Below are 13,932 nucleotides of genomic sequence, written 5' to 3' on the forward strand. Positions count from 1 at the left end.
CTGGTTATTCCTTCAGCGGATCATCCTCCAGAATGGCGTAGTGATAATTGTCTATCCACTTTCCACGGATGGGCAGAATTTTACGGCGTAAACCTTCGCGCGCCATCCCGCATTTTTCCAGTACCCTGATGGATTTGATGTTTTCGGTGGCCACACCAGCTTCCACTTTGTGCAGATGGAAATCTTCGAATCCGGCTTTTATCAATCTTTTTGCCACTTCCGTTGCATAACCTTTTCCCCAGTGAGCCGGAAGGAGCTTGTAATAAATCTCCCCCAGGCGGAATTTATCCAACGACAAGGTAAAACCGGCCAACCCGATAAATTCACCCGATTCTTTCAATACTATTTTCCAGGTGTATGATTTGCGTGGGTTATCCGTCTGTTCCTCAATAGCAGGTCGTATCAGCTCTTCCGTTTCGTCCCTGTTCTTCGGTATCCCAATGGTGTTGAACTCATCAACAGCAGGGAAAGAATGCAACCGGTGAATATCGTCCAGATCATTCCAGGTGATTTCCAGCAATTGCAACCGTTGCGATTCAAGTTTCATGATTTACAGTTCAGTTGAAAGGTTTGATTTGCTTAAAGATAATCAGGAAAATATGGATATACAACGGAGGTTCTTCATTCATTTAATGCTCCTGATAAGGAATTCCGTATTTATCGAACAGCTGCTGCAGATAGGTCACACTGCCAATGACGCCCAATTTTCCTTCCTGTCCGGAAATCAGCCCCACCAGGTAACCGTTTTGGTCAATCACCGGTGAACCGCTTCTTCCTTCCCCTCTCACATTCCCGGTGAGTGTCTGCACATAAAAGTAGTTTCCCATGTTCTTAAAACACTGCATTTTTATCAGCTTCGGATAACGATTATCCTTTTGCAGCGCTCCCCAGCCTACCGCAAAAACCACTTCGTTGGGACGGACCGGTGTATAGCGAATTTTGAGCGGATAAATATTTTTGTTCTTTCCCTGAAGAGAAAACAGAATCCAATCCCTATCCTTCAGCGTATTAAATTGCCCGATGGGTTCATTAGATGACTGATTGATGAGCTTTTTTATTTCCACCTGCTGCTCCGGCCGGTTTTTCGGATACATTTTCCATGACACAAACTGAGGCCCCAAATCGATGGAAGATAATCCCTGGTTGATCTCAAAAACCATGAACAGGTGTTTACAACTGACCGCCAGCGTATCTTTTCCGGTATCGACCAGAAATGCATTGGCAATTCCATGAAAGGTGGTGTCAGTAAATTCAATGTCGTTGGTCAAGGCAAAAGACGGCCACTCTTTAACAGGTTTCGCCATCCAGCTTTCTTTTGCGACCTCTTTTTTTTCATTACATCCGTTAAAAATAACCGACAATAGGACGGACAGAACGAGCAAGTAAATAGGTTTTGTTTTCATTGGTTTGACAATTTTCTGAATTCCCGGCAGGGATCTATTCGTTATCTCAGGTTAGCCATAAAGAAAATGGCTGTTGTACTTCGCAAATAAAATTACGAAAGCACAACAGCCATTCCAAGTTTTATTGTCGATGCTCTTTAATGCGTATCCTGAATGAATTTCGCCGTGTTATCGTGTAGTTCCTTCAGTGAAGGAATATTCAGATAAACCATATGTCCCGACATGTAATAATGGTAGGAGATATTCTTCTGCAAAGCTGCCGGCATGGGTAAATGACGCATTTCGTAAACCCCTTCGAAGTAAGGCGTGGCCAAATCGAAGTAGCCCATGTTCAGCATCACTTTCATCTTCGGATTGTAAATCATCGCCCGGGCCAGGTCGGGCATCACGTTGGGGAAAATTTTCCTGCCGCTTCCCGGCGCCTGATGACGTGAATCCCATTTGCGACCGATGCCATCGCCAAACGGTTGATAAGGTACATCTTCCCTGAATTTCAATGTCGAATGCAAATACGTGTTTGCCGTGGCAATGTAGATCCCGGAAATGGCTTTGTCCATTGGATCGAAGGCAGGGCGTTTGCTCAACGGATCGACCATATAGCCTGAGAAGCGGGTATCCAAACGGCCGGTTACCTTATCCTCTTTTGCCAGCAGATTCTTTTCAAATCCCGGTCCGGTTACGCGCAGGTTGGCTTTCCTGATATAATTAACAGGAAGGCCAGTATATTCGTGCAGTTTCTCTGCCGTTTTGTTGAAAGTTGCAGAATCAATCGTCACACCTTTGCTGAGTGCCGATGCAAAATCTCCGAGTGCGAAGTCTTCTACCTTCCGGAGAAGCGGTTCTAGCTTTTCGGGCTGATTGGGAAGTTTGTGATGATACCAGGCTGTAGCCGTCATACTCGGCAAAACCAGCTGATGCGCAATTTCGTTACCGGGATTCAGGGCAGCCATTCCCGAAACATTATCATAGTTCAGAATCTGCGAAAGCATGATGACGCCATTCAAATCGATGCCATGATTCTCGCCCAGGTAGTAGGCAACCATCGCCGAGCGGAACGTTCCGTAACTTTCGCCGAACAAATACTTCGGAGAATTCCACCGGTTAAATGTGGTCAGGAACTGTGTGATGAACGAAGCAAATGCATGGCCATCCTGGTCGATACCGTAAAAATCTTTCGGGTCGCCGGCTCCTCCTTTATCTTTCCCAATCAGCTGACTGTAACCGGTTCCGGGAGCGTCGATAAAAACCAGGTCGCTGGCATCGAGCAGGCTGTAGTCGTTGTTTACCAACGAATAAGGCGCTGCAGTCCGGGCTGTATCAGCCGCATCAACACGTTTGGGTCCCCATGCCCCCAGATGCAACCACACCGATGCACTTCCCGGGCCACCGTTATAAATAAATGTCACCGGACGGTTGACCGGATTACTTTCTCCCGATTTAAAATAAGCCACATAAAACATGCTGCAGGTCGGTTCCTCCTTTTTGTTTTTCAGAACTAGCGTACCAGCTGCCGCCTTGTAATCAATCCGCTTCCCCTCAACGGTCACCGTTCCACTCGTTACCGATTTCTGCGGGCGGGTCAATGTTGTGTCTGGTTTTACAGGAGTTTGTGAATGTTTGGACTCATTTGGATTTTGAGCCGATAAATCCATCGCCGAAAGCATTATGACAATCAGGACGGAAAGAATCAAGTTAAACTTCATTTGTATCTGTTTAAGTTAGCAATGAGCTTTTGTCAAAAAAGGCTGGTGGTTAGTTTCCTGATGATTTAGTTCTTTAAAAATAGTTTTTTTACCGAAGAGTATGGCATCCTGATTCAGCGAAAGCTAATTGAGCACCTTATTCACACAAAAAAGAGGACACTAAAAGCATCCTCTTTCTCTATATAGTCAACAAATACTGTTCAAATCAAACGTCGATACCGAACATGATCCGGACGAGATATCCCAAACCGAATGAAATCAAACCGACCACCGTACTCAGGATAACCATTTCCCAGAAACGTTTCCGGAAAGGCTGATCGTTGGCAATGGAGATATAGTAACTATACAGGAACACCACCAGGACCGAATCGATAACCGCCACAATCAAAGCAACAAACGGCGAAGCAAATATTAGGTAGGGTACCACGAGAAAAACCACGGCTACGATGTATGCCAATCCAGTAAAGATGGCTGACTTCATTGCACCTTCGTGGCGTCCTTCCGACTTCGTCGAAAGATACTCCGATGACGACATCGACAACGCTCCGGCTAATCCGGTAATGATACCCGCCAGTGCCACCAGACGCGTATTTTGCAATGCAAATGTCAAACCGGCCAACGTCCCCAGAATTTCCACCAAAGCATCGTTCAATCCCAACACAATCGAGCCGATGTACTTCAGCTTGTCTTCCTCGAGCAAGGCAATTAACTGATCCTCATGGTCATTTTCTTCCTTGGCGATGATTTTGGCCTCCGGAATTTCGTCTGCTATCTCGTTGTAGTTAACCTGGGCTTTCTCCTCCCCTTTCTCCATCAGCTTAATGCCAAACGTGATACCGAAAATCCGGGCTATCCAGTAAAATTTCCAAATCTTCAATTTACTCGGAGCCACTTCCGTTTCGGTGTACTCCTTCCAAATCTCATAATGCTTGTACTCATCGTCGGCAATGCGGCTCAACACCTCTGCATTATGCGGGTCACGCTGTTTGGCAGCCAGCTGCTTGTAAATATGATATTCTGTAATTTCGTTTCCCTGGGCAACCAGCAATTGGCTTCTGGTTTCGGGGAACAATGGTTTACGTTTCATCGATGTTTTTGGTTCTTTTGATTTGACGCAAAACTACATAATGTTTGGAAAAAGCTGCTGTGTTTTCTGCTTCCTTTCGCTAAAAATCTCATTAAAAAACTCTTCTGTTTTAAGGACTGCAAATGCGAACGTCTCGTCCCCCCCAACCTGAAACATGAAACTTTTTAACCTGAAACCTTTTGTGGCCGGATTTGTCGGATAAATGTCCTTGCGGACAGGATGGAACGATGTATCTTTAGCTTGTCACGTGAAACAAGAAGGCCATGAAGAAGCAAGAGAACACTCCCGTTAAACATATCGTTATCCTGGCGTCGCCCAACACGTCGCTGCTGGATGTAACCGGTCCGATGGAAGTCTTCGCGAAAGCGAAACAGTACCTGCCCGAATTGACCGACCAGCCGCCGTTTGTTTACCAGCTGCATGTGGTGACTAACACTCCCGAGCTGCAGGTGACCACCTCCACTGGATTGCCCATCGTGTGCGAAAGTAACCTCTTCGATATCCGTTATCCCATCGACACGTTGCTGATTGCCGGCTATACTACCGGTTTGCAACTGCTCGACCAGCGCATCGAGGCAGATGAGCTGCCACCGCACATTTCCGACGTCAGTCCGGGCAAAGAGACCGTGCAATGGTTACGGACACACTGGAAAAATATCCGCCGCATCGGTTCGGTGTGTACCGGCGCATTCCTGCTGGCCGAAGCCGGTATCCTGGATGGCCGGGAGGCTACCACTCATTGGTACCGCTGCCAGCTGATGGCTACCATGTACCCCGAAGTAAAGGTGAACCCTGATCCCATCTTTGTGAAAGATGGTCCGGTGTATACCTCGGCCGGGATTTCCACCGGACTGGACCTGGCCCTTTCGCTCGTGGAGGAGGATTATGGCCGTGACGTAGCGCTTTACGTGGCCCGTATGCTGGTGTTGTATCTCAAGCGCCCGGGCAACCAGTCTCAGTTTAGCGTCGTACTGGCGCAACAGGAGGTCGATTACAATCCCATCCAAACCATCATCGACTGGATTCCGGAGCACCTAAATGATTCCCTTTCGTTGGAAAAACTGGCGGAACAGGCATCCATGAGCCCGCGGAATTTCTCGCGGGTTTTTACCCGGAAAACCGGCATTACCCCGGCGCGTTACATCGAGAAGGTACGGGTGGAGACGGCCCGTCGCCGGCTGGAGGAATCGAACCTGACGCTGGATGAAATTTCCGGAGAATGCGGTCTGGGGAGTGCCGACACGCTTCGACGCCTGTTTCTACGACATCTGAAAACCTCGCCCAGTGCCTACCGACGAAGTTTCCAGACAGCTGTACGATAAGGTTACCCCGGGCAGGAAGCGCTTTTCAAGGCTACTTGCTTTCTTCGTCCCCGCACGAACGAGACAAACACGATGCTGATGCCGCCGACTAAGATGAGGTCGTACCAGGCCAGGCTCATCAATTCCGTCACGGGAATAAAGAGTAGCAACAGGTAAGTGATTCCCGACAGGAGAATATAGGTAAACCCGCCGACCAAACCACCAGCTATCCCAGCCATTTTGGGGAACCGACTCAAGCTGTAGGTAAATGAGTTATTGAAGATGAAAGCCGACGCCATCACGATGAAAAAGGTAAACCCAATAAGCGTATACAGGTTGGGCGCTATCCGGAAGAACAGTATCATCAGGGCCAGCGTGGTAAACTGTACGATGTTGGCGATGAATAGCTTTTTGTTTAAATCGGTTTTGATAAGTGCTTTTCCCAGTAAATTTCCGCTGAGCCATCCCAGTCCGACAACCAGCAGCGAATAACCGACCGTGACCGAATTGTAGTGAAACGTATGCTCAATAAGGAACGGACTGGTGAGCGTGAATATCATCGCGACTCCATAGGCGAGACCGGATAAGGTGATGCTCAGAATAAAATCGAACGTGCCCAGCATCTTTGAATAGTTCGCGGCGATTTGCCGGAAATGAAATTTGGCAGGCGTATGCAAGGTTTCTCCGCTGAAAATCCAGTCGAGAATAAAGCCTGCCATGGAAGCAGCTCCCAGGAAATAAAAGTTGTACTTCCATCCAAAACTGGTTTGCAGGTAACCGCCGATAAACGGTGCCGTAATCGGGCCAATGGACCATACAATGGTCAAAATGCTAAGGGCATGTTTCAGTTTCTCGCCCTTGAACATATCCACCAGGAACGCTCGTTTGGCGACCAACACAATGCCAATACTGACACCTTGGATAGCCCGGAGAATATAGATCACGTGAATATCGGGTATAAGTGCGATGGCGAAGCTGGAGAGTGAAAATACCAGCAACGAAATCAGGTTGAGCCGGTGCCGGCCAAAGCTGTCGAGCAAGATCCCCACAAAGAGCTGGCTGATGCCATAAAACACCAGGTAGATACTCACGGAAGCCTGCATGTTTAATACACTCACGTGTAAATCGCGGGCCATAGCCGGCAATGAAGGGGAATACAAATCAACCGCAATTCCCGATAACGGTGCTATGGCGTAAGCCAACATGGTGGCAAAGCCTTTATATTTTTCCTGAATCATTTTCATATCTGTAAGTTGGCTGGGCTGAACGAAACCATTGCGTATTTGAGAGCACGATCCGGTCAGTCAGCGAAGTCTTTGGTTTATTGTGATGTTACTGAAATGTTGCACAGAAAGTGCAATGTCGTTTTACTGTTGTATGCTGTGCTTATTGCTCGTCTAAAAATTGGCTTGTTGTTTTTACTTTCGCATAAAAATAGTTGAGAGCTGCCAGGAAACTGTTATGAACTTCATCTGCTTTCACTATTTGTCCGTTGATCTCCTGGTCCCTCGTTGCACCAGCATCACCTATTAATGTGATGTTAAATCCGAAATCTTTTGCTGCCCTGGTGGTGGAGTCAACACACATATGCGTCATCATACCGCAAATCACCAAATCGGTAATATCATTGGCCCATAAATAATCAAGCAACTCTGTTTCTCTAAAACTATTGGGATAATGTTTGACAATTACTTTCTCGTCTTCCAATGGTCGTACATTTTCATGAATCTCAGCCCCCGGTGTATCGGGCAGAAAAAATGTTGCTGTCGGTCTTGTCGCTATATGCTGAATATGTACGATTGGTAAACTTTCATCCCTGAACTTGTCAAGAACCAGTCTGGCATTTCTACTGGCTCCAACCGAACCGACGAGTGACATAGTGCCTTCGTCAAAATAGTCGTTCTGAATGTCAATAATTAACAATGCTGTTTTCATATGCTTTCTGTCATTATCCTGTCATCCTAATTTCCCGCAACGAGGTGCAGAAAGTCATTAAAAAATACCAGAGGAAAAGTTGATGTTCCCCTGGTACTTGTATTCCGTTTGCTTTGAGACCGAATTGACTAAACGCCGTTTCGGACGAATTGTTTTACAATGTAGCAAAGTAGGCTGCCGTGCGCACCATCTGCGATACGAACGACATTTCGTTGTCGTACCACGAAACGGTTTTCACCAGCTGTTGATTTCCGGTAGTAACTACCTTGGTTTGCGTGGCATCGAACAGAGAGCCGTTGGAAATCCCGATAATGTCGCCGGATACTACCGGGTCTTCGGTATACCCGTACGACTCGTTAGCGGCCTGTTGCATGGTTTGGTTGATTTCCTCTATGGTAACGTTTTTTTCCAGTATGGTATAGAGTTCAACCACCGAACCGGCCGCTACCGGAACACGCTGTGACGAACCATCCAGTTTGCCTTTCAGTTCCGGAATCACCAAACCAATTGCTTTGGCTGCACCGGTGGTGTAGGGCACAATGTTGTTAGCCGCCGCCCGCGACTTGCGGTAATTGATTTTCGGGTCGGGTGTGTCCATCAACGGCTGTGAGTTCGTGTATGCATGAATCGTACTCATTTGTCCCGCTACAATACCGAAGTTCTTATTCAGCACATCGGCCATTGGTGCCAGGCAATTCGTCGTGCATGATGCACAACTGATAAGGTTATCAGATGGCTCCAGAATATCGTGGTTCACATTAAAGACAATGGTTTTCAGATCTGGTCCGGCCGGTGCCGAGATAATGACTTTCTTGGCTCCTGCTTTCAGGTGCGCGGAAGCTTTTTCCGGAGATGCAAAAAATCCGGTGCATTCGAGTACCAGATCGATGTTCATTTCCTTCCAGGGCAATGCTTCCGGATTGCGTTCGGCCAATACCTTTATGTTTTTCCCATTGACCACCAGGATATCGTCACCTGATTTTATATCAGCATCGAAAGTGCCTTGCGTAGAATCGTATTTTAACAGGTAAGCCAGCATCGACGGTGCGCTGAGATCGTTTACTGCCACCACTTCCAGTTCCGGGTGAGCCTGCATTTTGCGGAAGGCCAATCTCCCGATTCGACCAAATCCATTAATGGCAACTCTAATCATACCTTGTTCATTTTTGATAGTTCAACTGAACGGATTCGCTGTGTTCATCCGTGTTCTTTTTACGACCGCAAGGTACAGCGTCCCAGATTTGTCTGCAATGACAACTTTCCGACAAATTCAGCCAAGGAGAAGTTTCAGGTTTCAAAATTTCAGGTTACAAGTTTCGATAATAAGCTAACATGAAACCTGTAACCTGAAACCGTTTATCTTTTTCTTGCTTTGAGCTCGGCAGGAACCAAACAGGAATAGACAAACTGATTGACCGGCACATCGACATTGAACTGGCTGGCGAGTTTGACCACCGTGCCGTTCTGGTATTCCAGTTCAGAAGGATTGCCGGCCCAGATATCACGAGCGAGCGACGTTGTGGAGTCGGGAGCGAGTGAGTCGATAAAACCAACATTCTTTTCCACGAAATCTTCACCGAAAGGAATTCCTGCTTCACGAGCCAGGGTCACGATTTCGTTGAGCAAATCAACCATGAGTTTTCGCGTTTCGGGTATCGAACGAAGCTCTCCGTAATTGGTATTGGTGATGGCCATTAAGCCGCTCACGCAAATAAAGATGAACTTCTTCCACAGCTCCTTCTGAATATTTTCGGCCAGGGTCGCCTGAATACCTGCCTTTTCCAGAACGACCTGTAATTGTTGCACCCGTTCGGTTTTTGTGTTATCGGCTTCGCCAAACACAATCTCCGGGGTATGAGCAAAGTGGTTGATGACTCCGGGAGCCTCTACCTTGCTAATGATTTTGCACAAACCGCAAATTACCGGTTCTGGTCCGACGGCTTCGCGCAGTTCGTCGTACGTTAGCAAACCATTTTGCAGGGGCAGAATGATTGTGTTTTCGCCGATAAGGTGATCCAGATGAGCCGCCATATCTTTCACCTGCCAGGCTTTCAGTCCAATAAGGATTAAGTCGACTTTCCCAATGGATTCAATATCATCGGTTGCCTGCACACCGGTTAAGTGGAAATCACCCTGCACACTTTTCACGGTCAGACCATTGGCCTGCATCGCTTCGAGGTGTGCACCCCGGGCCAGAAAAGTTACTTCATTACCGGCCTGAGCCAGCCTTCCACCGAAATATCCTCCAACCCCTCCTGTTCCTATTACGGCAATCTTCATCACTCCGCTCCTTTCTGTTTTATTTATTTGATTGGTTAAATACCACTTTGAAATCGTCTTTCATGCTGACAATGTTCCATCCGTGCACTGACATAGAATCTTTCCAGGCGGGGCAAGGTGTTCCGTGCCATGGACTATATTCATATTCGCGTTTAGCGTCGTCGTGATTCAGCATGAACGAAATATTGGGCAGCGGATTGGCCGAAGCCATGCGAAACATGCCCCAGTCGCCGGTGGTATTTCCAAAGGCAAACACTGGTGCTTTACCGATGTGACGATAGATGTTTATCGCTTTGCCGTTATTATTGTTCGATGGCTTAAATATGGCAGGCTCCAAAACAAATTCTGTTCCCTTACCGGTATGAAAAACCGGTTGCATCGCCTGACTGGTACCGATGAGATGGCTACGATCGAAGCCCAACGCCTGCGGACAAACGCTCCACATCAATCCTTGTAGCGAGCCGGATACGACATACACATCAAACTGGTTCGCTTTCAGGTATGAAATCAATTCGAGCATGGGGGGATAAAACATTTTGGTCAGTGGAATATGATAATCCCGGTTCATGGCCGTATCGAGATACGCTTTGCTGAACTGCACATATTTTTCGTTATCCCAGCCTTTAAAGGCATTCATTATCATGGGTTGGATTGATGGTCCCCAATGATTGATGACTGAAGTGTCTTTGGGATTCACTCTCAGTTTTTCGGCATAACGATACAACGGATTTTGCAGGAGCGAACTGTCTTTGTCTGCCTGTAGGCACAAGCCCTGAACAGCGCTGTACATCTCAAACCAAAGCGGTGCTTCGCAAGCCAGCGTTCCGTCCATGTCGAAAACCGCGATGCGATCCCTTACCGGAATTTGTGGTACTTTATTCTTGACAAAGTCAATGATTTTGGCCTTTTCGGGTGTGTTATTCCACGATGGCAGCGGGTCAGCTTTCGGCGAAGTGCAGCTCACAACTATAAGAGCCAAACCAAGCAGCAATAAAATCGTCCTTTTCATCCGTCTGTATATCAATTAAGTTTTAACCAAATCGCTGGTCTTTTAACTCATGCTAAAATACAGAGGACATCAGGAATGGAGGTAGCTTTTATGTAAATTAATTATGAATAAAGCATTCCTGCATCAGCAGAAAAGCGTACTTCTTCTCCCAAAACAATTGCTATTTCGATTAACACAAAATCAATACTGCAATATCAAATCGATTAGATTATCGTCGTGGCTGAGCCCCATTTTCTTCCTCAACCGGTACCGATGGTTTTCCACACCACGAACGGTAATGCCCAGAAGGGGCGCAATCTCCTTGGAAGAAAGATTCATACGCAGATAAGCACACATGCGCAAATCCTTGGTCGTCAAATCCGGATAGTCGTCTTTGATTTTCCGTAAAAACTGCTCATGCGCCTGTTCGAAGTTTGTTTCAAAAACCTGCCAGTCATCATGACTCGAAATATTTTTATCGATCTTCCTAACGATGTCGTTAAAATATTTATCCGGATAACGGGTGCCCAATTGTTCTTTCTGATGCGTCAGCAACTGCTTCAAATCAAGCAAAAACTCGTTCTTTTTTATCATCGACATGGTGGAGTTAGCCAGCTCTTTACTTTTATGCTCCACCTCGGTCCGCAAATTCTTGTTCCGAAGCAATATCAGTTCCCGCTCTCGCTTTTCGATATGAAAGCGTTGCTTTTTCCGGGTGCGTCTTACCCCCCAGGTCTGAAAAAGGATGGAAATAATAACCAGTATGAGGAAATACCCGATTTTTGCCAGTGTAGTACTGTACCAGGGCTCCAGTACTTCCAATGTTAGTGAATTAACACGACTCTCATTATTCCATAAGTCAGTTGCTTTCACCTGAAGCTGATAAGTTCCGGCGGGAAGACGGTCGAAACGGAACACCGACGACTCGGACTTATCCGACCATTTCTGGTCGATTCCTTTCAGAAAGGCCTGGTAAAAAACCGGTTCGGCGGAGTAATGCGGAAATGAATAGCGAACCTCGATGCTGTTGCGGCTGTAACTCACTTCCAATGCATGGTTAACCGGAACCTCATTGATAGCGTCGTTCCTTCGGTTGATGAGTTGGAGTTCGCGTATTTTCGGTGCAAAATTGGAAATAGTTTGCAGTGTGTCGTTTCTGGACGCATCCAACCAGGCAATGCCGTTTTCCAAACAAAGAATTCCTTTATCTGCCGTTAACGGCAAAATATTCTCGAAATCATCGAACAACGGGTTTTGTTTGAAATACGAAGTCGGATAGGACTTGATCAAATGTACCTCATTCATGGTAATATAGAACAAGCCAATCTTTTTCGATGAAATCAACCAATAGTGATGATCGGGAGCTTTGACAATTTTGTGCGCTTCGCGGTAATCTCCGATGCGCTGATTCAGATAGGTGTACGGAATAATCGTATCGTTCAAATCATCGTAGGTAAACAACTTTTCCTTGGTCGTGAATACAATCCGGTCTTCCACTTTAAACACATTCAACGAATGCTCTTTTCCAAACACCGATGATTCGCCGTAATACTTCTGCCCCACCACCTTGTCGCGTTTATCATTCAACTCCAGTTTGTATATCCCCCGGTGCATATGACTGGCCCAGACATTTCCCAAATGATCGATTTCGATGTAACGGATCAAATCGGCAAATCCCTGAATGATATTCTCCACCTCCAAGTGACCGTTCACTTCTTTGTAAGACACCAGGTTATTGTAAGTCGACTGTAAATAATGGTCTCTTCTTTTGATATCTTCCCGAATAGAAAAACCACCTGAGTTGCGGGAGATGAACCGGGCCTTATCGTTCTCGACGACGATGGTTCCTTCATTATGTCCGACTACCAATTGGTCACCAATAACGCGCAGATCCCAGTTTTGTGACTGCGTGTGGGGAACCAGTTTGTACTTCGTATCCGGCTCGGATAAGTCTTTGGAGAAAAGTCCCTGGTTGGTACCTAAATAAATGTGATTCTGAAAAATAGCAGCCGAATAAACCGCCCCAATATTCGGAATACTCTCAATCCTGACACCGTTGCTATGGCGGTTTCCGATAAAATCAATTCCGTGGTCAAGTGCCAGCCAGATATTGTTGAACTGATCGCCGGCTATTCCCAAAATAGTATTGTTTTGAAGGCCATTGGAATGGTTGTACTTTTGAATTAGCTTCTCCGACTTATCGAACACCACAATTCCATCGACGATGGTTCCGATGACCAGGTTCCCGTTCGGCATAAAAAACCCACGGTTCAATTCATTTTCTCGGAAGTAAGGGGTCAGGTTGGGTTTCCATTGTGTTAATTGCTTACCATTCCATATTACGATACCGCCGGAAGCGGTTCCAATCATCAGTTGATCCTCTTTGTAGGGAAGAATAAACCGGATAATCTTACCAGCAAAAAACGGATCGATGGCTACAGGAGAAATTTTCACCCCGGATAATTGGTAAATTCCTTTATCTCTCACTCCTATCAATATCTTGTCCCGAACCCGGTTCATCACATTCGTGAAGCCAGGCAGACTGACGGATGTAACCGAATCATTTTGATATAAGAGAATCCGGTTAAACGACTGAAAATAAATCCGGTCCTTATCACTGGCTATATTCCAGAACTCTTCGTTCTTCGAGAAATACTGTTCGGCCTGCGGATTGAGAGAGTGATAAACCAATTCACCCGATGGTTGCCTTTTCCAGACTCCCATTTCGCGGTAGCCACTGGTATAAATCAGGCTATCGCCTACCGCGAGAACCGCCCGTAGAATCGTTTCGTTTGGCAGCCGATGCAACCTCCAGCTCGTACCGTCGAACGCCAGTAAGCCTTTCGCGTTGGCAAAATACATCATCCCGTCGTACCCGGCACTAACCCCCCAGTTTTGTGCTGCAGCCCCGTATTCCATCTTACTGAAGTTATTGATATCTTCCATCACCATATGTCGCTGACTCGCAGCCATCCATATAGAATCCTGTTCCTGACAGTATACGGATAGGTGAGGTACAAACATCAAACAAAACAGAAAAAAGCAAGTTCTTCCCATCGCCTGTCGTTTAATTTCTTATAGCTTTCAAATGCCTGTTAATTCCCCGTTTCTGCCCAAATATAACGATGTAACAAACTCTTTTTATCATCATTCTGTATGATTTTATCAAAACATGTTGTACATCATATTAACATTTTTTCACATGTTTTAATATTTTATGACACGAATAAAGTCT

General features: G+C 46.3%; 11 protein-coding genes. 1 reads left to right on the forward strand and 10 read right to left on the reverse strand.

Annotated elements, in window-relative coordinates:
• Positions 1–4 precede the first annotated feature (4 nt).
• The 4 genes from AC060N_RS13770 to AC060N_RS13785 form a co-directional block, all read right to left on the reverse strand.
• Positions 5–547: a GNAT family N-acetyltransferase gene (locus AC060N_RS13770; protein WP_479524319.1), complete on the reverse strand. Its 543-nt coding sequence runs from the start codon at positions 545–547 to the stop codon at positions 5–7.
• Positions 548–629: 82 nt separating this feature from the next.
• On the reverse strand, positions 630–1,403 hold the full coding sequence (locus AC060N_RS13775; protein WP_479524320.1) for a trypsin-like serine protease: 774 nt from the start codon (positions 1,401–1,403) through the stop codon (positions 630–632).
• Between the two features lie 137 nt (positions 1,404–1,540).
• Positions 1,541–3,106, reverse strand: a complete 1,566-nt coding sequence (locus AC060N_RS13780; protein WP_479524321.1) for a S10 family peptidase — start codon at positions 3,104–3,106, stop codon at positions 1,541–1,543.
• A 205-nt stretch (positions 3,107–3,311) separates the two neighbouring features.
• Positions 3,312–4,193, reverse strand: a complete 882-nt coding sequence (locus AC060N_RS13785) for a VIT1/CCC1 transporter family protein (protein WP_479524322.1) — start codon at positions 4,191–4,193, stop codon at positions 3,312–3,314.
• 263 nt (positions 4,194–4,456) lie between these two features.
• Here AC060N_RS13785 and AC060N_RS13790 point away from each other — a divergent pair, with 263 nt between their 5' ends.
• Entirely contained in the window at positions 4,457–5,515 is a 1,059-nt protein-coding gene (locus tag AC060N_RS13790; RefSeq protein ID WP_479524323.1) for a GlxA family transcriptional regulator, read from the forward strand.
• A 2-nt stretch (positions 5,516–5,517) separates the two neighbouring features.
• Here the strand turns inward: AC060N_RS13790 and AC060N_RS13795 are convergent, their stop codons facing one another.
• From AC060N_RS13795 to AC060N_RS13820, 6 genes are all read right to left on the reverse strand, one after another.
• Positions 5,518–6,738 carry an MFS transporter gene (locus AC060N_RS13795; RefSeq protein WP_479524324.1) on the reverse strand — a complete coding sequence of 407 codons (1,221 nt, stop codon included), beginning with the start codon at positions 6,736–6,738 and terminating at the stop codon, positions 5,518–5,520.
• Positions 6,739–6,880: 142 nt separating this feature from the next.
• Positions 6,881–7,429 carry a cysteine hydrolase family protein gene (locus AC060N_RS13800; RefSeq protein ID WP_479524325.1) on the reverse strand — a complete coding sequence of 183 codons (549 nt, stop codon included), beginning with the start codon at positions 7,427–7,429 and terminating at the stop codon, positions 6,881–6,883.
• A 154-nt stretch (positions 7,430–7,583) separates the two neighbouring features.
• Positions 7,584–8,582, reverse strand: a complete 999-nt coding sequence (gene gap / locus AC060N_RS13805; protein ID WP_479524326.1) for a type I glyceraldehyde-3-phosphate dehydrogenase — start codon at positions 8,580–8,582, stop codon at positions 7,584–7,586.
• Between the two features lie 203 nt (positions 8,583–8,785).
• Complete coding sequence (locus AC060N_RS13810) at positions 8,786–9,709, reverse strand: ketopantoate reductase family protein (protein ID WP_479524327.1); 924 nt, start codon at positions 9,707–9,709, stop codon at positions 8,786–8,788.
• A 19-nt stretch (positions 9,710–9,728) separates the two neighbouring features.
• Positions 9,729–10,718: a haloacid dehalogenase-like hydrolase gene (locus tag AC060N_RS13815; protein WP_479524328.1), complete on the reverse strand. Its 990-nt coding sequence runs from the start codon at positions 10,716–10,718 to the stop codon at positions 9,729–9,731.
• Between the two features lie 180 nt (positions 10,719–10,898).
• Positions 10,899–13,670: a triple tyrosine motif-containing protein gene (locus AC060N_RS13820; RefSeq protein WP_479524329.1), complete on the reverse strand. Its 2,772-nt coding sequence runs from the start codon at positions 13,668–13,670 to the stop codon at positions 10,899–10,901.
• Positions 13,671–13,932 lie beyond the last annotated feature (262 nt).

The sequence above is a fragment of the Prolixibacter sp. DSM 2831 genome, from assembly GCF_056493735.1.